General features: G+C 74.8%; 3 protein-coding genes. All 3 read left to right on the top strand.

Annotated elements, in window-relative coordinates:
* Nucleotides 1–10 precede the first annotated feature (10 nt).
* The 3 genes from AMK26_RS16335 to AMK26_RS16325 all read left to right on the top strand — a co-directional run bounded on the left by AMK26_RS16335 (nucleotide 11) and on the right by AMK26_RS16325 (nucleotide 23346).
* Nucleotides 11–1252, top strand: coding sequence for a cytochrome P450 (locus AMK26_RS16335; protein ID WP_073755545.1), 1242 nt, complete (start codon nucleotides 11–13; stop codon nucleotides 1250–1252).
* Nucleotides 1253–1522: 270 nt separating this feature from the next.
* Nucleotides 1523–7840, top strand: coding sequence for a non-ribosomal peptide synthetase (locus AMK26_RS16330; RefSeq protein WP_073755351.1), 6318 nt, complete (start codon nucleotides 1523–1525; stop codon nucleotides 7838–7840).
* Nucleotides 7840–23346 (top strand): non-ribosomal peptide synthetase, encoded by a 15507-nt coding sequence (locus tag AMK26_RS16325; protein ID WP_073755350.1) that lies wholly within the window; start codon nucleotides 7840–7842, stop codon nucleotides 23344–23346. The genes AMK26_RS16330 and AMK26_RS16325 overlap by 1 nt, the downstream gene beginning before the upstream one ends.
* Nucleotides 23347–23358 lie beyond the last annotated feature (12 nt).

The following is a 23358-nucleotide window of genomic DNA, read 5'->3' as shown; positions in this document are numbered from 1 at the left end:
GACGACGGCCATGGACACCTTCACCGGCGCCACCGCCCCGCGTGCAGCGGCCGGCGTCGACCTGACCGACCCGCAGACCTTCCTGAACGACAAGGACGGACTCGTGTCGCTGTGGCGGGAGTTCCGGCGGGAGGCGCCGGTGCACTGGCACCCGGTGCGGGGCCGCGCGGTGCCCGGCTTCTGGGTTCTCTCCCGCTACCACGACATCATGGAGGTGTACCGCGACAACAAGCGGTTCACCTCCGAGCGCGGCAACGTCCTGGCGACCCTCCTCGAGGGCGGCGACTCGGCGGCCGGCCAGATGCTCGCCGTCACCGACGGGCGCCGCCACCGCGAACTGCGCAACCTGCTGCTCAAGGCGTTCGCCCCGCGCGTGCTGGAACCCGTCGTGGAGGGCGTGCGGCAGCGCGCCGACCGGCTGGTGCGGGAGGCCGTCGCGCGCGGCACCGTGGACTTCGCCCAGGACGTCGCCGAGCACATCCCGATGGCCACCATCGCGGACCTGCTCGGCGTACCGCCCGCCGACCGCGACTACCTGCTGTCCCTCACCAAGGAGGCGCTGAGCGCGGAAGAGGCCGACCGGTCCGCCGAGGACGCCGTGGTGGCCCGCAACGAACTCCTCCTGTACTTCTCCGACCTGGCCGAAGACCGGCGCGACGACCCCCGGGACGACGTGGTCAGTGTGCTCGCCACCGCGACCGTCGACGGCCGGCCGCTGACCGAGCAGGAGATCGTCTTCAACTGCTACAGCGTCATCATCGGCGGCGACGAGACCAGCCGGCTGTCCATGATCTGCGGGATGCACGAGCTGATCAGGCACCCCGAGCAGTGGCGCCGGCTCAGAGCCGGCGAGGTCACCGTGGACAGCGCCGTCGAGGAGGTGCTGCGCTGGGTGAGCCCCGCCATGCACTTCGGGCGGCGCGCCCTGGAGGACGTGGAGATCGGCGGCCGGGTCATCCGCGCCGGCGATGTCGTCACCCTCTGGAACAGCTCCGCCAACTACGACGAGGAGGTCTTCACCGACCCCGAGGTCTTCGACCTCGGCCGCACCCCCAACAAGCACGTCTCCTTCGGCTACGGGCCGCACTTCTGCCTCGGCGCCTACCTGGGCCGGGCCGAGATCCACGCCCTGCTGAGCGCCCTGCGCACGCACGTCGAGGACGCCGCGCTCATCGGCCCCGCCGTGCCCATCCACTCCAATTTCCTGCACGGGTACAGCAGTCTGCCCGTGTCCCTGCGTCCGGTCCGGTAGAACCCCCGCTGCCGGTCCGTACGGAATGCGAGTGCCCCGCCCCATCGGGCGGGGCACTCGCTCGTTCTTCTCGGTGCTCCCTTTTCCCCGTCCGTAAATGGCGATGAGCATTCTTCGATATGCGCGTCCCGGCGGTTCGAAGTTTTCCATGAGCTCATGGCGCCCGACGCGGCGCTTCGTAGTGTGATCGGGTCGCCGCCGCCGCCGCAACGGCAGTCCGGCGTTCTCCCCCCGGGTCTCGACGCGTCTACTCAATCGGAGTGAATGGCAATGGCCGATCGGAATGGACACCAGCTGCCGCTGACGGCCGCTCAACACGGAATGTGGCTGGCCCAGCACATCAACCCGGACAACCCGATGTTCAGCATCGCCGAATGCGTGGAGATCGCGGGAGCGGTCGACGCCGGGCTGTTCGAGGCGGCGCTGCGCCGCACGGTGGACGAGGCCGAGACGCTGCGGGTCCGCTTCCTCCCCGGCCCCGACGGGCCGGTGCAGACCGTGCTGTCCGAGGCCGAACTGGGCTGGGTCCTGCACACCCCCGACTTCAGCGGCGCGGCCGACCCGGCGGCCTCCGCCGAGGAGTGGATGCTCGCCCACGTCACCACGCCAGTGGACCTGGCCGTCGACCCGCTGTTCACCTTCGCCCTGCTCAAACTGGCCGACGACCGCTACACCTGGTTCAGCCGTGTCCACCACGCCGTCGTGGACGGCTACAGCTGGGGTCTGATCGCCGCGCGGGCGGCCGCGCTCTACACCGCCCTGGCCACCGGCGCCGAGCCCGAGCCCAGCCCGTTCGGCAGCTTCGCCGGCCTGGTCGCCACCGATACCGCCTACCGCGCCTCCGAGCAGTTCACCACGGACCGCGCCTACTGGACGCAGGCGCTCGAGGGCATCGGCGCCGCCGACCCCGTCAGCCTCGCCCCCCGCCCCGGCCGGGTGCCGGTCGACCACGTCCGGCAGGCCGGCGAGATTCCCGCCGCCGATGCCGAGACCCTGCGGGACCTCGCCCGGGAAACCCGCGTGAGCTGGCCGGCAGCCGTCGTCGCAGCCATCGCCGGCTACCTGCACCGGCTCACAGGCGCCGACGACATCGTGCTGGGCCTGGCCACCTCCGCCCGCCTCGGCGCCGAGGCCAAGCGCACCCCCGGCATGGTGTCCAACGCGCTGCCGGTCAGAATCCGGCTCACCCCCGGGCAGACCGTCGCCGGCCTGCTGCGCACCGTCAGTGACACCCTCCACCAGGCCCTGCGCCACCAGCGCTACCGCTACGAGGACATCCACCGCGACCTCGGCCTGGTCGGCGACCGCAAGCGGCTGTGGGGCGCCGAGATCAACCTGATCATGTACGGCGAGCGGCTGGAGTTCGCCGGGCACGACGCCACCGTGCGGGGCTTCTCCATCGGTCCCGAGGAGGACCTGTCCCTCATCGTGGACAACCGCACACCCGGCGACGGCTTCCTCATCGACCTCCACGCCAACGCCGACCTCTACGGCGAAGCCGACCTCCTGGGCCACCGCCAGGCGCTCACCGGCTACCTCGCCGCACTGGCCGGATCCGCCCCGGACACCCCCCTGGAGTCCGTGCCACTGGACGCGCCCGCCGGGTGGACCCCACCGGAGCAGGGCGGCGGGCCGGAGCCCGGGCCGCAGACCCGCGCCGCCTACCGGGCGCCCACCGGGCCCCGAGAGGAGGCGCTGTGCGCGCTCGTCACCGACGTCCTCAAGCCGGCCGCCGACGCCCCGCCGGTCGGCGTGGACGACAACTTCTTCGACCTGGGCGGCCACTCGCTGACCGCGATCCGGCTGCTGGGCCGCATCCGTGACTCCTTCGGCGCCGAACTCTCCATCCGTACCGTCTTCGAGAACCCCACGGTCGCCGCCCTCGCCGCCCTCACCGAGCGGGAGGACCGGCCGGCCGCTGCCGCGCTGCGCCCCCAGCCGCGCCCCGACGAGCTGCCCCTCTCCCTCACCCAGCAACGGCTGTGGCTGGTCAACCGGCTTCAGGGCCCGAGCGGCGCGTACAACATGGGTCTCGCGCTCAGGCTCTCCGGGCGCCTGGACCGGGCCGCGCTCGCCGCGGCGGTCACGGACGTGCTCGCCCGCCACGAAAGCCTGCGCACCGTCTTCCCCGAGACCGACGGCCGCCCCCGTCAGGAGATCCTGACCCCGGCCGATGCCGCCGCCCAGGCGCGGCTCATCGAGCGGCCGGTCACCGCCGAGGAGCTGGACGCCACCGTCGCCGCGACCGTCGCGGAGGGCTTCGACCTGACCGCCGGGCTCGCCGTACGGCCCCGGCTGCTGGTCCTCGGTCCCGAGGAGCACGTCCTGCTGGTCGTACTGCACCACATCGTCGCCGACGGTCTCTCGCTGGCCCCGCTCGCCCGCGACCTGGGCACCGCCTACACCGCCCGCGCCCGGGGCGCCGCCCCCGCCTTCACGCCGATGGCCGTGCAGTACGCCGACTACACCCTGTGGCAGCAGACCGCACTCGGCGACGAGACCGACCCGGACAGCCCGCTGGGCCGTCAGCTCGCCTACTGGAAGGGCCAGTTGTCGGGCCTGCCCGAGGAACTGGCCCTGCCGATGGACCGGCCGCGCCCGACTGAGCTGAGCCAGCGCGGCGACATCGTGCGCTTCGACATAGACCCCGGTCTGCACTGCCGTCTGATCGAGCTGGGCCGCGCCCACCGGGCCAGCCTCTTCATGGTCCTCCAGAGCGCCGTCGCCGTCACGTTGAGCAAGCTCGGCGCGGGCACCGACATCCCGCTCGGCAGCGCGGTCGCCGGGCGCGGCGACGCCCGGCTGGACGAGCTGATCGGCTGCTTCGTCAACACCGTGGTCTTCCGCAACGACCTCAGCGGCGACCCGACCGTCAGCGAACTGCTGGGCCGCTCCCGGGAGATGGCGCTCTCCGCCCACGCCCACCAGGACGTGCCCTTCGAGCGGCTCGTCGAGGCGCTGAACCCGGTACGCTCGCTCGCCCGCAACCCGCTCTTCCAGGTCATGATGGACGTCCAGACCCCGGCCGAGTCCACCCTGGAGCTGCCCGGTCTGACCACCACCCCGCAGCAGGTGGACCCCGGCGTCACCAAGATCGACCTGCTCTTCGGGCTGGACGAGCGGTCGGCCGGCCAGGAGGCCCCGGCCGGGATCTCCGGCCGGCTGGAGTACAGCACCGACCTGTTCGACCGGGCCACCATCGAGGCGATGGCGGCCCGCCTGGTACGCGTCCTGGAGGCGTTCACGGCCGCCCCCGGCCGCCGGGTCAGCGCCATCCGGATCCTGTCCGACTCCGAACGCTCCCTGGTCCTGGGCGAGTTCGGCACCGCACCGGTGGTGCCGACCGGACCGCTGCTGCCCGAGCTGTTCCAGGCCCAGGCCGCCCGCACCCCGGACGCGCCGGCGCTGGTGGAGGGTGACACGGCCCTCACGTACGCTGAACTCGACGTCCGGGCCAACCGGCTGGCGCACGCCCTGATCGCGATGGGCGCCGGCCCCGAGCAGCGCGTCGCGGTCCTGTTGCCCCGCTCCGCCGACCTGGTGACCGCACTGCTCGCGGTGGTCAAGTCCGGCGCGGCCTATGTGCCCGTCGACCCCGACTACCCGGCCGAGCGCATCGCGTACATGCTGGAGGACTCCTCGCCCGCGCTGGTGCTGGCCGGGCCCGGCACCCTCGACGCCGTCCCCGCCGGGCTGCCCGTGCTGGACGTCACCGCCCAGCGCCACTCCCCGGTGACCGACCCCGCAGACGCCGACCGCACCGCCCCGCTGGCGCCGGAGCACCCCGCGTACGTCATCTACACCTCCGGCTCCACCGGCCGCCCCAAGGGCGTCGTCGTGACGCACCGCACCGTCGCGGTCTACCTGGCCTACGTCCGTGAGCGGTACCCGTCCGTCGCCGAGTCCGCGCTGCTGCACTCCCCGGTCTCCTTCGACCTCACCGTGACCGCCCTGTACGGCCCGCTGATCAGCGGCGGGACCGTCCGCGTCACTGCCCTGGAGGGCCCCGGCAGCGGCGCGCCGCGCCCCGGGTTCCTCAAGGCGACCCCCTCCCACCTGGCGCTGCTCGCGGTGCTTCCCGAGGAGTTCTCACCGGTACAGGAGCTGGTCGTCGGCGGCGAGATGCTGCTCGGTGAGACCGTCGACGAGTGGCGGGAAGGGCGCTCCGGTGTCACCGTCATCAACGAGTACGGCCCGACCGAGGCCACCGTCGGCTGCGTCGAGTACCGCATCGGCCCGGACGACGCCGCGCCCGCCGGCCCGGTGCCCATCGGCCGCCCGATGTGGAACTCGGTCATCTACGTCCTGGACCCGGCGCTCCAGCCGGTGCCACCCGGCGTGGCCGGCGAGATCTACATCGGCGGCGGCCAGCTCGCCCGCGGCTACCTGGGCCGCTCCGGCCTGACCGCCGAGCGTTTCGTCGCCGACCCGTACGGCCCGCCCGGCGCCCGGATGTACCGGACCGGCGACGTGGGCCGGTGGCGCACCGACGGCGAGCTGGAATACCTCGGCCGCGTCGACGACCAGGTCAAGCTGAACGGCTTCCGCATCGAGCTGGGCGAGGTCGAGGCCGTGCTGGCCCGTCACCCGGGTGTCGCGCACGCCGCCGCCGCCGTACACGAGGACCGCACCGGCCACCGCCGGCTCACCGGCTACGTCGTGCCCGCCGAGGGCCGGTACCCGGACCCGGCCGACGTGATCGCCCACGCCCAGGGGCCGCTCCCCGCCTACATGGTGCCCGCCGCGGTGGTCGTCCTCGACGCGCTGCCGCTCACCCCCAACGGCAAGCTCGACCGGGGCGCGCTGCCCGCGCCCGCCGCCGCGGGCCCGGCCGCGGTCGCCCCGGCCGGGGCCCGCACGCCCGTGCAGGATGCGATCGCCGCGCTCTTCGCGGACGTGCTGGGCCGGGACGGCGCCGACAGCATCGGCCTGCACGACAGCTTCTTCGAACTGGGCGGCGACAGCATCGTCTCGATCCAGCTCGTCGCGCGGGGCCGCCGCCAGGGCCTGACCTTCTCCCCCAAGGAGGTCTTCGAGCTGAAGACGGTCGCCGCCCTCGCGGCCCACGTCGAGGCAGCGGCGCCGGGCGGGCCGGCCGAGGACGACGCCGATGCCGGGACGGGCGAACTGCCCGCCACCCCGGTCATGCGCTGGCTGGAGGAGCGCGGCGGCCCGGTGGACGCCTTCCACCAGTCGAGCCTGGTCCAGGTTCCGGCCGGACTCGGCGAGGCCGACCTGGCCGCCGCCCTGCAGGCCGTACTGGACCGGCACGACGCGCTGCGGATCCGGCTGGACCGCGGGCGGCCGGACGGGCGCTGGGCGTACGAGGTCGCCGAGCGTGGCAGCGCCGTAGCCACGCCCCTGGTGCGCCGGGTGGAAGCCGCAGGGCTCGGCACCGAGGAACTGTCCGCGCTGATCGCCGCTGAGGCCAAGGAGGCCTGGGCGCGGCTCGACCCCGGCGCGGGCCGCACGGTGCAACTGGTGTGGTTCGACGTCGGCCCCGACGCCCCGGGACGGCTGCTGTTCGCCGCCCACCACCTGGTCGTGGACGGCGTCTCCTGGCAGATCCTGCTGCCCGACCTGCGGGCCGCCTGGGAGGCCGTACGGGAGGGCAAGGAGCCACGACTCGCCCCCGTCGGAACCCCGCTGCGCCGGTGGGCCGAGCTGCTGGCAGCGCAGGCACCCGCCCGTGCAGCCGAACTCCCGCTGTGGCGCGAGACGCTGCGGTTGCCCGCCCCGTACCTCACGGACCGGCCGCTGGACCCGGCCCGGGACACCGTCGCCGGAGCCCGCAAGCTCACCGTGACACTGCCCGCCGAACAGACCGCCGCGCTCCTCGACCGGCTGCCCGGCGTGCTCAACGCGAGCGTCCACGAGCTGCTGGTCACCGCCCTGGCCCTGGCCGTGGCGCACTGGCGGGAGCGGCGCGGCGCGGCCGGCCGCGACGTGCTCATCGACATCGAGGGCCACGGCCGCCAGGAGTTCTCCGACGGCGTGGACCTCTCCCGCACGGTCGGCTGGTTCACCACCATCCGGCCCGCCCGGCTGGATCCCGGCGTCACCGACTGGGCCGGCCTGTGGGCCGCGGGCCACGCCGCCGGAGCCGCCCTCAAACGCGTCAAGGAGCAACTGCGCGACGTGGCCGACGAGGGCATCGGCTACGGCGTGCTGCGCCACCTCGACCCGGCCGCGGGCCCCGAACTGGCCGCGCTCGCCACCCCGCCCCTGCTCTTCAACTACCTCGGGCGCCAGTCCCTCGGGGCCGGTGACTGGGAGGCGGCCCTGGAGACCGAGGCCGTCCTCGCCGAGGGCGCCGATCTGCCGCTGTCGCATGTACTGGAGATCAACGCGGCGGCGCTCGACGCACCCGGCGGGCCGCGCCTGCTGACCACCTGGGCCTGGCCCGGACGGCTGCTCACCGACACCGACGTCCGTGAGCTGCACGACACCTTCTCCCGCGCGCTGCGGGCACTGACCGAACACGCCGAGCTCCCGGACGCGGGCGGCTACAGCCCATCAGACCTTGCGCTGGTGGACCTTTCCCAAGACGAGATCGACGGGCTCGAAGCCGAGTGGAGGACGCTGTAATGACGAAGTCGGGTCCCGAGGACATTCTCCCGCTGTCCCCGCTTCAGGAGGGGCTGCTCTTCCACGCGCTGTACGACGAGTCCGGCAACGACGTCTACACCGTGCAGGTCGTGCTGGACCTCGGCGGCGACGTGGACGCGCAGGTCCTGCGCACCACCGCCGAGACGCTGCTCGCCCGCCACGCCAACCTGCGGGTGGGCTTCCTGCACCCCAAGCAGAGCCGTCCGGTGCAGGTGGTGGCCCGCGAGGCGGCCCTGCCCTGGCAGGAGGACGACCTGGGCGCTCTGCCCGCCGACCGGCGGACGGCCGAACTCGCCCGCATCCAGGCCGAGGAGAAGAACCACCGCTTCGAGCTGACCCGCCCGCCGCTGATGCGCTACCGCCTGGTGCGGCTCGGCGTCGGCTCGGCGCGGCTGCTCATCACCTTCCACCACATCCTGCTCGACGGCTGGTCCACCTCCGTCCTGCTCGGCGAGCTGTTCCAGGTCTACGGCAACGGGGGCGACGCCTCCGCGCTGCCGCCCGTCACCCCCTTCCGCGACCACCTCGCCCACCTGGCCCGCCAGGACCGAGCCGCCTCCGAGGCGGCCTGGCGCGAGGCCCTGGCCGGGATCGACGCCCCGACCCGGCTGATCCCCGCCGACCCGACCCGCGAGGTTGTGCACCCCGAGCAGCTGGTACTGGAGCTGTCCACCGAGGAGACCGAGGCGCTGTCGGCCCGGCTGCGCGGTGCGGACCTGACCTTCTCCAGTGCCGTCCACGGCTCCTGGGGCCTGCTGCTTTCCGTGCTCTCCGGCCGCGACGACGTGGTCTTCGGCACGGTCGTCTCCGGCCGCCCGCCGGAGGTGCCCGGTGTCGAGCGCATGGTCGGCATGCTCATCAACACCCTGCCGGTGCGGGTCCGGGTGAACGCCGCCGACTCGCTGCGCGAGGTGCTCGCCCGGCTCCAGGGCGAGCACCTGGAGATGTCCGCCCACCAGTTCACCGGCATGCGCGACATCCACCGGGTCTCCGGCCACGCCGAGCTCTTCGACACGTACGTCGCCTTCGAGAACTTCCCCTTCGACCTCCAGGACCTGCGCGACCTCGCCGGCGACCTGGCCATCGACGGCTTCGACGTGCTCGACGCCAACCACTACCCGCTGTGCCTGGTCTCCCACGTGTACGAGGGCCGGCTGCGGCTGCTGCTCAACTACCGCCCCGACCTGTTCACCCGCGAGCAGACCGAGGTGATCGGCGGCCGCCTCGTCAAGCTCCTCGGTGCGATCGCCGAGGACCCGGACCGCACGGTCGCGGGCCTGGACCTGCTCTCCGACGAGGAGCGCGGGCGCCTGGTCGCGGCCGGGGCCGGCGCGCCGGCGGTGGCCCCGAAGACCTTCCCCGCGCTGTTCTCCGCGCAGGCCGCCCGAACCCCGGACGCGGTCGCCGTCGAGTCGGCCGGGACGGTGCTGACGTACGCGGAACTGGCCGCGCGCACCGACGAGCTGGCGGGCCGGCTGGCCGGGCTGGGGATCGGCCCCGAACAGATCGTGGCGCTGGTTCTGGGCCGCTCCGTCGAGTCGGTCGTGGCCGCGCTGGCGGTGCAGAAGGCCGGCGCCGCGTACCTGCCGGTGGACCCCGACTACCCGGCCGAGCGGATCGCGTTCATGTTCAAGGACGCGGCGCCTGCCGCGGTGCTGACCACCTCGGAGCACGCAGGCGCGGTGCCGGCGGTGGCCGACGTGCCGGTGATCGAGCTGGACGGTGAGCTTCCGCAGGCCGGAGCGCGGCCCGCGGGCCCGGTCTCCACGGCCTCCCCGGCGTACCTGATCTACACCTCGGGCTCGACGGGCGTACCCAAGGGCGTGCTCGTCACCCACGAGGGGCTGGCGGCCTTCGCGGCCTCGGAGCGGGAGCGGTTCGCGGTCGGGGAGGGCGGCCGGGTGCTGCAGTTCTCCTCGCCGAGCTTCGACGCCTCCGTGCTGGAGCTGTGCATGGCCCTCACCTCCGGTGCCGCGCTGGTCGTGCCCGAGCCGGGTGCGCTCGCGGGCGAGCCGCTCGCGGAGCTGATCGCGGAGCGGAAGGTGACGCACGCCCTGATCCCGCCGGCCGCCCTGGCCGGCGTCCCCACCGCCGGCCTCGAAGGTTTCACCACCCTCGTCGTAGGCGGTGACGCGACCTCAGCCGAGCTGGTCGAGCGCTGGGCGCCCGGCCGCCGCATGGTCAACGCGTACGGGCCGACCGAGTCCACCGTCGCCGCCACCATCAGCGCCCCCCTGGAGCCCGCCGGCAGCGTTCCGCCGATCGGCACCGCCGTCCACGACACGCGGCTGTACGTCCTCGACGGCGCGCTCCGCCCGGTGCCCGCCGGTGTGGCCGGCGAGCTGTACGTAGCGGGCCCCGGCCTGGCCCGCGGCTACCTCAGGCGCGCCGGGCTGACCGCCGAACGCTTCACCGCCGACCCGTTCGGCGCCCCCGGCACCCGCATGTACCGCACCGGCGACATCGTGCGCCACCGCCCGGACGGCCAGCTGGAGTTCGTCGGCCGGGCCGACGACCAGGTCAAGATCCGCGGCTTCCGCATCGAGCTGGGCGAGATCGAGGCGGTGCTGCGCCGCCACCCGTCCGTCGCCGAGAGCGCCGTCGTCATCCACGAACCGCAGCCCGGCGTCAAGCAGCTGGCGGCGTACGTGGTCCCCGGACCCGACGCCGCTCCCGATGCCGAAGCGCTGCGCGCGCACACCGGCGCCGCGCTGCCCGAGTACATGGTGCCCGCCGTCTTCGTCACCCTCGACGCGCTGCCGCTGATGGTCAACGGCAAGCTCGACCGCAAGGCGCTGCCCGCCCCGCAGGCCCCCGCCGGCGAGGGCCGCGCCCCCGCCACCGAGCGCGAGGAGCTGTTGTGCGCTCTCTTCGCGGAGATCCTCGGCGTGCCGAAGGTCGGCGTGGACCAGAGCTTCTTCGAGCTGGGCGGCGACAGCATCGGCTCCATCCAGCTGATCAGCCGGGCCCGCAAGGCCGGGCTGCGCTTCACCCCGCGTGACGTCTTCACCCACAAGACCGTCGAGGCGCTGGCCGCCGTCGCCAAGGAGGCTGCCGCCCCGGCGCGCCGCCGCGCTCCCTCGGACGGCGTCGGCGCGGTGCCGCTCACCCCGATCATCCACTGGTTCAGCGAACACAGCGGCCCCGTCGACCCGTTCCACCAGGCGATGCCGCTGCCGGTTCCCGCCGGACTGGACACCGCCCGCGTCACGGGCGTCCTCCAGACCCTCCTGGACCACCACGACGCACTGCGGCTCAGGCTGACCCGCATCGAGGACATCGACGAGTGGACGCTCGAGATCACCCCGCCCGGGACCGTCGACGCCGCCGGTTCGCTGACCCGTGTCGACGTCAGCGGACTCGGCGCCGATGCCCAGCGGGCCGTCATCGAGCGGGAGTCCGCCGACGCGCAGGGCCGGCTCGCCCCCGAGCAGGGCCGCATGGTCCAGGCCGTCTGGTTCGACGCTGGAGCCGCCGAGCCGGGCCGGCTGCTGCTGGTCATCCACCACCTGTCCGTCGACGGGGTCTCCTGGCGCATCCTGCTGCCCGAGTTCGCGGCCGCCCTGGACGCGGCCGCCGAGGGCCGCTCCTTCACCCCCGAGCCCGTCGGCACCTCCTTCCGCCGCTGGGCGCAGGCGCTCACCGCCGCCGCCGGCGAGGCAGGGCGCCTGCGCGAACTGCCGCTGTGGCGCGACATACTCTCCGGGCCCGACCCGCTGCTCACCGAGCGGCCCCTGGACGCCGGGCGTGACACCCTGGCCACCGCCGGGCACCTCACCTTGCGGCTGCCCGCCGACCTCACCGGAGCCCTCCTCGGTCCGGTACCTGCCGCGTTCAACGCACAGGTCAACGATGTGCTGCTGACCGCGCTGGCCACCGCCGTCGCCGACTGGCGGCGCGCCCAGGGCCTGGGCGACGACTCCTCCGTGCTGGTCGGCCTCGAAGGCCATGGCCGTGAGGACATCGTCGAAGGCGCCGACCTGTCCCGCACCGTGGGCTGGTTCACCAGCCTCTACCCGGTCCGGCTCGACCCGGGAGCGCCGGGCGCCGACCCGGCCGCCGCCCTCAAGGCGGTCAGGGAACAACTGCGCGCCATCCCCGACAACGGCATCGGCTTCGGCCTGCTGCGCTACCTGAACCCGCGAACCGCCGTCGCGCTCGCCCGGCTTCCCGAGCCGCAGATCGGCTTCAACTACCTCGGCCGGATCGGCGAGTCGGGCGCGGACGACACCCAGGACGCCGGCCTCGGCGGCGGCGCGGACCAGGCCACCCCGCTGCCCTACGCGCTCACCGCCAACGCCGTCACCGAGACGCACGCCGACGGCCCCCGGCTGACCGCCACCTGGACCTGGCCGGGCGAGCTCCTCACCGAGGGTGCCGTACGGCAGCTCGCCGAGCGCTGGTTCGAGGCACTGGCCGCGCTGGCCGAGCGCGCCCGGCGGCCGGAGGGCGCCGGCCGGCTGATCCCCTCCGACGTGCCGCTGGCCGGTCTCGGCCAGGACGAGATCACCGCCCTGGAACAGGTCCAGCCGGGCCTGGCCGACATCCTGCCGCTCTCCCCGCTCCAGGAGGGCCTGCTCTTCCACACCGAGTACGACCAGCAGGCCGAGGACGTGTACATCACCCGCCTCGCCCTGGACGTGAGCGGCGACCTCGACACCGGCCGGCTGCGCGCCGCCGTCGCCGCGCTGCTCGCCCGCCACGCCAGCCTGCGTGCCGCCTTCCGCCGCACAGCCGAGGGGACCCCCGTCCAGCTCATCCCGGCCGAGGCCGAAGTGCCCTGGAACGAGATCGACCTGACCGCGCTCGACGCCGACGAGCAGCGTGCCGAGCTGGACCGGCTGCTGGTGGCCGAGCGGGCCCGCCGCTTCGACCCGGAGCGCCCGCCGCTGCTGCGCTTCACCCTCATCCGGCTCGGCGAGGACACCTTCCGGCTGCTGTTCGCCGCCCACCACCTGCTGCTGGACGGCTGGTCCGCGCCGATCCTGGCCGGCGAGCTGTTCGCGCTGTACGGCAGCGGCGGCGACCTCGCGGCACTGCCGCCGGTCGCCCCGTACAAGGACTACCTGGCCTGGCTGGCCGGGCAGGACCGGAGTGCCGCCGAGCACGCCTGGCGCACCGCGCTCGCCGGAGTGGCCGAGCCGACCCTGGTGGCCCCCGCCGCCGCGGGCACGGCCGCCGCCCTGCCGGGCCGCATCGTCGACGAGCTGCCCGCCGGGCTGGTGGCCGGCCTCACCGCCGCCGCCCGCACCCATGGCCTCACCCTCAACGCCGTCGTCCAGGGCGCCTGGGGCATCGTGCTGGCCCAGCTGACCGGCCGGGACGACGTCCTCTTCGGCGAGACGGTCTCCGGCCGCCCGCCGGAGCTGCCCGGCGTGGAGTCCATGGTCGGCCTGTTCAGCAACACCGTGCCCGTCCGCGTCCGGGTCGACCCCGCGCGCTCCCTCGCCGACACCCTCGCCGACGTCCAGCAGCGCCGCGTCGAACTCCTCTCCCACCACTACCTCGGCCTCGCCGACATCCAGCAGCTCCTCGGCCTGGGAAGCCTCTTCGACACCGCCGTGGTCTTCGAGAACTTCCCCGCGGAGCCCGGCGCGATGCAGACCGCGCACGGCCTGGCGCTGTCCGAGGTGGACACCAAGGGCGACAACCACTACCCGCTGGGCATGGTGGTCATGCAGGACGACCACCGGCTCACCCTCAACTGGTACTACCGCGCCGACCTGCTGGACCGCGCGCTGGTGGAATCCGTCACCGGCCGGCTGCGCCGCGTGCTGGAAACCCTCGCCACCGCGCCCGGCACCCCGGTCGGCCGGATCGACCTGCTCGGCACCGCCGACACCCGGCGGCGGACGACCGGCGCCGCCGGCGTCACCGTGCCCGGCTCGGACGCCCTGGTCCACGAGCTGATCGAGGCCCAGGCGGCCCGCACCCCGGACACCATCGCGCTCGTGGACGGCGACGCCGAGATCAGCTATGCCGAGCTGGAGGCCCGTGCCAACCGGCTCGCGCACGCCCTCGCCGCCCGCGGCGCCGGCCCCGAGCAGCGGGTCGCCCTCGCCCTGGAGCGCTCCGCCGACCTCGTCGTCGCGCTGCTCGCCGTCCTGAAGTCCGGCGCGGCCTATGTCCCGTTGGACCCGGCCTACCCGCACGACCGGCTCGGCTACCTGCTCGCCGACGCGGCGCCGCGGCTGCTCGTCACCACCGGAGCCGCCGCCGGCCGGCTGCCCGCCACCCACGTGCCCCGCCTCGTCCTCGACGAGCCGGCCACCGCCGCCGCCCTGGCCGCGCTCCCCGCCACCGCGCCGGACTGCGCCGCGCTCCCCGACCACCCGGCGTACGTCATCTACACCTCCGGCTCCACCGGCCGCCCCAAGGGCGTCGTGGTCGCCCACCGCTCGGTGACCGACTACCTGGGCTGGACCGGGCTCGCCTATCCCGGCGCGAGCGGGCGCGCCCTGCTGCACTCGCCGGTCTCCTTCGACCTCACGGTCACCGCGCTGTTCACCCCGCTGACCGTCGGCGGCACCGTGATCATCGCGGCCCTGGAGGAGACCCCGCAGCTGTCCGCGCGGCTCGCCGAGGCCCCGGTCACCTTCATGAAGGCGACACCCAGCCACCTGCCGCTGCTCGGCGCCCTCCCGGACGGGTACTCGCCCGCGACCGAGCTGCTGCTCGGCGGTGAGGCCCTGCTCGGGGAAGCGGTCGCCGCCTGGCGCGAGCGCCACCCCCAGGCCGTGGTCTGGAACGTGTACGGGCCCACCGAGGCCACCGTCAACGTCACCGAATACCGCATCGAGCCCGGCGCCGACCTGCCCCCCGGCCCCGTCCCGATGGGCCGCCCCCAGGGCAACGTCCGCGCCTACGTGCTGGACGCCGCGCTGCGCCCGGTCCCCGAGGGCGTCGCCGGCGAGCTCTACCTCGCGGGCCCCTGCCTGGCCCGCGGTTACCTCGACCGCCCGGCCCTGACATCGGAGCGCTTCACCGCCGACCCCTACGGCCCGGCGGGCTCCCGGATGTACCGCACCGGCGACGTGGCCCGCCAACTGCCCGACGGCAACCTCGTCTTCGTCGGCCGCGCCGACGACCAGGTCAAGGTGCGCGGCCACCGCATCGAGCCGGGCGAGGTGGCCGCCGCCGTCGCAGCGCTGCCGGGCGTCGCCGCCCAGGCGGTCGTGGTCCGCGACGGCGGCGAGGGCGGCAAGCGCCTGGTCGCCTACGTGGTCCCGGCGGACGGCGCCGGCCCGGACGGCGCCGCCGTCCGCGCGGCCCTGGCCGCCGCCCTGCCCGACTACATGGTCCCCGAGGCCGTCGTCGTCCTCGACGCCCTGCCGCTGACCGTCAACGGCAAGCTGGACCGCGCGGCCTTGCCCGAGCCGGAGTTCGCCGCCCTCGGCACCACCCGCGCCCGCGCCCCGCGCACCCCGCAGGAGGAGATCCTGTGCGCGCTCTTCGCACAGGTCCTCGACCTGCCCCAGGTCCCCGCGGACGGCGACTTCTTCCAGCTCGGCGGCAACTCGCTCAGCGCCGTCCGGCTGCTCAGCCGGGTCCGCGCCGCCTTCGGCGCCGAGGTGGACGTGCGCGCCGTGTTCGAGGCGCCCACCCCGGCGCGGCTTGCCGCCCGGGTCACCTCCGGGGGCTCCGACGGCTCCGAGCGTCCCGCCCTGGCCCCGTACGAGCGCCCCGAGGAGCTCCCGCTGTCCGCCGCCCAGCGCCGGCTGTGGTTCCTGAACCGCTTGGAGGGCCCGACGGGCTCGTACAACATTCCCATCGGCATCCGGCTGACCGGCACCCTGGACCACGCCGCCCTGCGGGCCGCCCTGGCCGACGTGCTGACCCGCCACGAGTCCCTGCGCACCACCTTCCCCGACCCGGGCGGCAAGCCCCGCCAGGCCGTCGCGGACCCGGCGGGGGCCGAGGTGCCCTTCGAGGCCGCGGACGTGTCCGAGGCCGAGCTGGCCGAGGCGCTGCAGCGCGAGGCGGCCCGCGGCTTCGACCTCGCCGTCGAACTGCCGATACGGGCCACTCTGTTCCGCATTGCCGAGGAGGAGCACGTCCTCCTCCTGAACCTGCACCACATCGCCTCCGACGGCTGGTCGAACGCGCCGCTGGCACGCGATCTCTCCGTCGCCTACACGGCACGGCAGGCCGGGCGGGCCCCCGCCTTCACGCCGCTGGCGGTGCAGTACGCCGACTACACCCTCTGGCAGCGCGACCTGCTCGGCGACGAGAGCGACCCGCAGAGCCTCGCGGCCCGTCAGCTCGCCTTCTGGACCGCCGCCCTGGACGGCGCCCCGGCGGCGCTGGAGCTGCCCGCCGACCGGCCCCGCCCCGCGGAGCCGGACCCGTCGGGGGCCGCGGTCGAGTTCACCCTCGGCGCGGACCTGCACGCCCGGCTCACGGGCCTGGCGCAGAGACACCAGGTGAGCATGTTCATGGTGGCGCAGGCGGCACTCGCCGCCCTGCTGACCCGGCTCGGCTCGGGCACCGACATCCCCATCGGCACCGCCGTCGCGGGCCGTCAGGACGAGGCCCTGGAGGAGCTGGTCGGCTTCTTCGTCAACACGCTGGTGCTGCGCACCGACACCTCGGGGGACCCGACCTTCGCCGAGCTGCTGGCCCGGGTGCGGTCCGCGGACCTCGCGGCCTACGCCCAACAGGACCTGCCCTTCGAGCGGCTGGTGGACAGGCTCGCCCCCGAGCGCTCGCCGGCGCACACCCCGCTCTTCCAGGTGTTCCTCGCCTTCCAGAACAACACCGCCCCGGCGCTGCGGCTGCCCGGCCTGACCGCGGCCCCGGCCGATGTCGAGCTGACCTCCGCCAAGACCGACCTGGGCGTGGAGCTGCGCGAGACGTTCACCGAGGACGGCGCGCCCGCCGGGCTCGGCGGGCTGATCAGCTACCGCACCGACCTGTTCGACCGGGCCACCGTGGCCTCGCTGGCGGCCCGGTACCAAGCCCTGCTCGATGCGGTCACCGCCGACCCGCAGACCCGGGTCAGCCGGATCGACCTGCTCACGCCGGCCGAGCGGCACCGGGTCCTGACCGAATGGAACGACACCGCGCACGAGGTCGACGCCGGCACCTTCCCGGCGCTCTTCAGCGCCCGCGTCCAGGCCGCCCCCGGCCGCCCGGCCGTCATCGCGGGCCGGACGCAGCTCACGTACGCCGAGCTGAACGCGCGCGCCAACCAGTGGGCGCACCACTTCATCGCCCGCGGCGTCCGCCCCGAGCAGCACGTCGCGGTCGCCGTGCCGCGGTCGGCGGACTGGCTCGCCGTCACCCTCGGCGTCCTCAAGGCCGGCGCCGCCTACCTGCCTGTCGACCCGGGCTACCCCGCCGAGCGGATCGCGTACATCCTCGACGACGCCCGGCCCGCCCTGGTGCTGACCACCGGGGACGTCCGCGACCAGCTCGGCGCGCTGCCCGCGGGCACGGCCGCCGTCAGCGTGGACGACCCCGAGGTGCGCGCCGCCGTGGCCGCCGCCCCGGAGAACGACCCGGACACGCCGCCGCTGCCCGCCCACCCCGCGTACGTCATCTACACCTCCGGGTCGACCGGCCGCCCCAAGGGCGTCGTCGTCACCCACCGGGGCATCGCCGGCCTGGCCGGGTCGCACGCGGAGAACTTCTCGATCGACGCGGACAGCCGGGTTCTCCAGGCGGTCTCGCCCAGCTTCGACGTCTCCTTGGCCGACCTGGCGATGACCCTGCTGACCGGCGCCGCCCTGGTGCTGCCGCAGGGCCACAAGGCCCCCGCGGGCGAGGAACTGGCGGCGCTGGTCCGCGACCACGGCGTCACGCATCTCCAGATCACCGCGGGCATGCTCGGCACCCTGCCGCACTCCCCGCTGCCCACCCTGCGCACCCTGGGCGTCGGCGGCGAGAAGTGCCGGCCCGACCAGGTCGCCCACTGGTCCGAGGGCCGCAGGCTGATCAACGTCTACGGGCCCAGCGAGACCACGGTCTGCGCCACCATGAGCCGCCCCCAGTCGGGAGCGGTCCACCCGCCGATCGGTACCCCGCTGTGGAACACCCGGGCGTACGTCCTCGACGACGCGCTGCGCCCGGTGCCGGCCGGCGCCACGGGCGAGCTGTACCTGGCCGGCGACGGGCTCGCCCGCGGCTACCTCGGCCGCCCGGCACTGACCTCGGAGCGGTTCGTCGCCCACCCCTACGGCGCAACCGGCGAGCGGATGTACCGCACCGGCGACCTGGTGCGCTGGAACGCCGACGGCGAGCTGGAGTTCGTCGGCCGCGCCGACGACCAGGTCAAGGTCCGGGGCTTCCGGATCGAGCCGGGTGAGATCGAGGCCGCGCTCACCGCCCATCCGGCCGTCGCGCACGCCGCCGTCACCGTCCACGAGGACGCCTCCGGCCGACGCCGGCTGGTGGCCTGCACCGTCGCCGTGGGCACTCCGGCCGGCCCCGACGAGCTGCGCGAGCACCTCGCCGCCCGGCTGCCGGAGTACATGGTCCCCGTCGGCTACACCACGCTCGACGCCCTGCCGCTGAACGCCAACGGCAAGGTGGACCGCGCCGCCCTGCCCGAGCCCGACCTCGGCGACCGCGCCGGCTCGGCAGCCGGCCGCGCGCCGCGCGACGCCAAGGAGCAGCTGATCTGCGCCCTCGTCGGCGACCTCCTCGGCGTGCCGTACGTCGGCATCGACGACGGCTTCTTCGCCCTCGGCGGCGACAGCATCGTCTCGATCCAGCTGGTCAGCCGGGCCCGTGAGGCAGGCCTGGAATTCACCGCCGCGGACGTGCTGCGCCACCGCACCATCGAGGAACTGGCCGCCGCCGCCCGCGCCCTCGACGCGGCGGACGCCGCGGACGCCGGCGAAGCCGACGCCGGTATCGGCGAGATCCCCCTGACCCCGGTCGTCCACTGGTGGCGCGAACGCGGCGGCCCCGTCGAGCGCTTCCACCAGGAAGTCATGGTCCGGCTGCCCGGCGACGCCGACGAACGCCTCGTCACCGGCTCGCTCCAGGCGCTGATCGACCACCATGACGCGCTGCGGCTGCGGCTGAGCCGCCGGGCCGGCAACCAGGTGTGGAGCCTGGAGGCCCGGCAGCGCTCCACCGTGCCCGCCGCCGGCGTCCTGACCCGGGCCGATGTCCGGGGCCTGACCGGAGACGATCTCGTCACCGCGATCCGGGAGGGCGAGGCGGCCGCCCAGGCCCTGCTGGACCCGGACAACGGCGCGATCCTGCGCGCCGTCTGGTTCGATGCCGGCCCCGGCGGCGACCACCGGCTGCTGCTCGTCGTCCACCACCTGGCGGTGGACGGGGTCTCCTGGCGGATCCTGCTGCCCGACCTGCGGGCCGCATGGGAGGCGCTGGCCGCCGGGAGTGAACCCCGGCTCCAGCCCGTGCGCACCAGCTACCGCGCCTGGGCCCAGCGCCTGGCAGCCGAGGCGTGCGACCCGGCCCGCAGTGAGGAACTGCCGCTGTGGACCCGGACCCTGTCCGGCCCCGACCCGCTGCTCTCCGACCGGCCGCTCGACCCGGCCCGCGACGTCGCGGGCACCGTGCGCAGTGTGGAACTCACGCTGTCCCCGGAGGAGACCGAGCCGCTGCTGGCCGAGATCCCGGGCCTGTTCCACACCGGCGTCACCGAGGTTCTGCTCACCGCGCTGTCGGTGGCCGTGGGCCACTGGCGTGCGGGCCGCGGCGGGCGGCCCGGCACGGACGTGCTGATCGGCCTGGAGGGCCACGGCCGCCAGGAACTGGGCCCGGACACCGACCTGTCCCGTACGGTCGGCTGGTTCAGCGCCCTGTCGCCGGTACGCCTCGACCCCGGCACCGACCGCTGGGAGGCGGCCCTGGCCGGCGGCCCCGAGATCGGCGACGCCGTCAAGCGGATCAAGGAACAGCTGGCCACCGTGCCCGACAAGGGCCTCGGCTACGGCCTGCTCCGGTACCTGAACCCGCAGACGGTTCCGCTGCTCGCCCGCTGCCCCGCACCCCAGATCCTCTTCAACTACCTCGGCCGCTTCGACGTCGCCGAGCCCGGCGAGGCCCGGGCCTGGGACATCACCGGCACCGAGCTGGCGGGCAGCAGCGATCACCCGGACACCCCCGTCGCCCACCCCATCGAGATCAACCTGTCCACCCGGGACCACCCGGACGGGCCCCGCCTGTTCGCCCGCTGGACCTGGCCCGACGCGCTGTTCACCACCGACGAGATGGAGGCACTGACCACCACCTGGCAGCAGGCGCTGGCGGCGCTGGTCCGGCACGCCCGGCAGGACGCGGCCGGCGGCCGCACCCCGTCGGACTTCCCCCTCGTACGCCTGGAACAGCAGGAGATCGACCTGCTCGAAGCCGGCCGCACCGGTTCCTTCGACGTGCTGCCGCTCGCCCCCCTCCAGGAGGGCCTGGTCTTCCACTCGCTCTACAGCGAGAGCGGCCTCGACGTGTACGCCACCCAGCTCGGCATCGACCTGGCCGGGCCGGTGGACCCGGACACGCTGCGCGCGGCCGTCGCCGCCCTGCTGGCACGGCACGAGAACCTGCGGGCGGCCTTCGTCCACGAGGGTCTCGCCCGGCCCGTGCAGGTCATCCCCGCCCAGGCCGATCCCGCCTGGCACGAGACCGACCTGAGCGCGCTGGACCCGGAGCGGCAGCGGACCGAGCTCGACCGGCTGACGGCCGCCGAGGCCGCGCGGCGCTTCGACCTCACCGCCCCGCCGCTGCTGCGCTGCGCCCTGGTGCGGCTGGCGGCGGACCGGCACCGGCTGGTGCTGACCCACCACCACCTGCTGCTGGACGGCTGGTCGGCGCCCGTCCTGCTGGAGGAGCTGATCCGGCTCTACCACGCCGGCGGCGACGCCTCCGCCCTCCCGCCCGCCCCGCCCTACCGCAGCTACCTGGCCTGGCTGTCCGGCCGCGACCAGGACGCCTCCGAGCGCGCCTGGCAGTCGGAACTGGCCGGACTGGCCGGCGGGACACTGCTCGCCCCGGCCGACCCGGACCGCGCGCCGGTGCTGCCGGCCCGGGTCATGGCCCAGGCCGGGCCGGGACTCACCACTGCCCTGACGGACCTGGCCACCCGGCTCGGGGTCACCGTCAACACCCTGGTCCAGGCCGCCTGGGGCCTGGTGCTCGGCCGGGCCACCGGCAGCCGGGACGTGGTCTTCGGCGCCACCGTCTCCGGCCGGCCACCGGAGGTCCGCGGGGTCGAGCGCATGGTCGGGCTGTTCATCAACACCGTCCCGGTGCGCCTGCGCACCTTTGCCGACGAGCCCGTCCGCGACCTCCTCGTGCGGCTGCGGGACCAGCAGACCGAGCTGGTGGACCACCAGTACCTGCGCCTGGTGGACCTGCAGAAGGCCGCCGGCGCCGGCGAGCTCTTCGACACCCTGCTGGTCTTCCAGAACTACCCGGTGGACCAGGCCGGGGTGGAGGACGCCGCCACCGACGCCGTGCGGATCCTCGACGTCCACACCAGCGACGCCACCCACTACCCGCTCACCCTTGACGCCGGCCTGGCCGGCCAGGAGCTGCTGCTGCGCCTGGGCTACCGGCCGGACCTGTTCCTGCCGGAGGAGGCCGACCGGCTGGTCGCCGGACTGCTCGGCACGCTGGAGGAGATGGCCGCCGACCCGGACCGGCCGGCCGGCCGGACCACCGCCGGGGGCCTGGACCGCTGGGCGGCCGAGGTCAGCCCCCTGGTCGCCGGCCGCGCGACGCCCCCCGCGGCCGGGCCCGCGTCCGACGCCGCACCCCAGGCGCCCGCCTCCGCGACCCGGGAGGAACTGCTGGCCACGCTGTTCGCGGAAGCCCTCGGGCTCCCGTCGGTCGGTCTCGACGACGACTTCTTCGAGCTGGGCGGCGACAGCATCGTCTCCATCCAGCTGGCCGGCCGGGCCCGCCAGGCCGGACTGGTGATCAGCCTGCGGGACGTGTTCAAGCACAAGACCGTACGCGCGCTGGCCCGCCACGCGCAGGACAGCACCGGCGCGGCCGAGGAGGACCCCGAGGACGCTGTCGGCGAACTCGACCTCACCCCGGTCATGCACGAGCTGCTCGAGCGCGGCGGACCGGTCGAGACCGTGCACCAGGCGGCCCTGCTGCAACTGCCGCTCGGCGCCGACGCGGACCGCATCACCGCCACCGTGCAGGCCGTCGTGGACCACCACGACATGCTCCGGGCCCGGCTGGTACGGGACGCCGCGCGGCCCCGGCTGGAGATCGCCGAGCGCGGCGCCGTCGACGCCGCCGCCCTGATCACGCGGGTGGAGGCCGACCCGGCGGCGCCCGGCGGCCTGATCGCGCAGGTCAGCCGCCGGCAGGAGCTGGCGCAGCGCGAACTCCTCCCGGAGCGGGGAGCGATGGTGCGCGTCGTGTGGCTGGACGCCGGGGCCGGGCAGCACGGACGGCTCCTGGTGCTGGCCCACCACCTGGTGGTGGACGGCGTGTCCTGGCGGGTCGTGCAGCAGGACCTGAAGGCCGCCTGGGAGGCGGTCGCGGAAGGCCGCCCGGTCGCGCTCGAACCGGTGGGCACCTCCTTCCGCCGCTGGTCGAGGCTGCTGACCACGGTCGCCCAGGACCCGGCGCGGCTGGCCGAACTCCCGCTGTGGCGGCGGATCGCGGGCACCCGCGACCCGCTGCTCGCCGAACGGCCGCTCGACCCCGCCCGTGACGTGGCGGGCAGCGCCCGCCAGATCACGGTGGAACTGTCCGCCGACGCGACGGAGCCGTTGCTGGGCCGCGTGCCGGCGCTGTTCCACGCCGGCGTGGACGAGGTGCTGCTGACCGGCCTCGCCCTGGCGGTCGCCCGCTGGCGCGCCGAGCACGGCCGCGGCGACGCCTCCGGCGTGCTGGTGGGGCTGGAGGGCCACGGCCGCGAAGAAGTGGCCCAGGGCGTCGACCTGTCCCGCACGGTCGGCTGGTTCACCAGCCTGTACCCGGTGGCGGTGGACCCGGGCGACCCCGCGGCCCCCGGCCTGTGGTCCGGCGGCCCCGCCGCGGGCGACGCGCTCAAGCGGGTCAAGGAGCAGGTCCGGGAGATCCCCGACAAGGGCATCGGCTACGGGCTGCTGCGCTACCTGAACCCCGGCACCGCCGCGGAGCTGGCCGGCACGCCCGCCCCGCAGCTCGGCTTCAACTACCTGGGCCGGTTCGCCGCGGCGGAGGCCACCGCGGCCGCCGCCGAGGACTGGTCGGCCCCGCCGGAGGCCACCGAGACCCTGGGCGGCGGCAGCGCCCCCGAGGTCCCGATGGCCCACTCCCTGACGGTCAACGCCATCACCCAGGACCGGCCCGATGGCCCGCACCTGGTCGCCGTCTGGTCCTGGCCGCAGGAGCTGTTCTCCGAGCAGGACGTCCGGCAGCTGGCCGGCTACTGGTTCGAGGCGCTGCGGTCGCTGGCCGCGCACGCCGACAACCCCGAGGCCGGCGGCCTCACCCCTTCCGATCTGTCCCTGATCGAGCTGTCCCAGGACGAGATCGACGAGTTCGAGAGCGACCTGAGCCGATGAGAGGAAACAGCG

The organism is Streptomyces sp. CB03234 (assembly GCF_001905885.1).
GTDB lineage: Bacteria > Actinomycetota > Actinomycetes > Streptomycetales > Streptomycetaceae > Streptomyces.
Note: the sequence above shows the minus strand (reverse complement) of the source record. Positions and strands in the feature narration are given on the sequence as shown.

Excerpts from the sequence above, each read along its gene's own strand:
- AMK26_RS16335 (WP_073755545.1), top strand. The coding sequence starts at position 11 with ATGGACACCTTCACCGGCGCCACCGCCCCGCGTGCAGCGGCCGGCGTC.
- AMK26_RS16330 (WP_073755351.1), top strand. The coding sequence starts at position 1,523 with ATGGCCGATCGGAATGGACACCAGCTGCCGCTGACGGCCGCTCAACAC.
- AMK26_RS16325 (WP_073755350.1), top strand. The coding sequence starts at position 7,840 with ATGACGAAGTCGGGTCCCGAGGACATTCTCCCGCTGTCCCCGCTTCAG.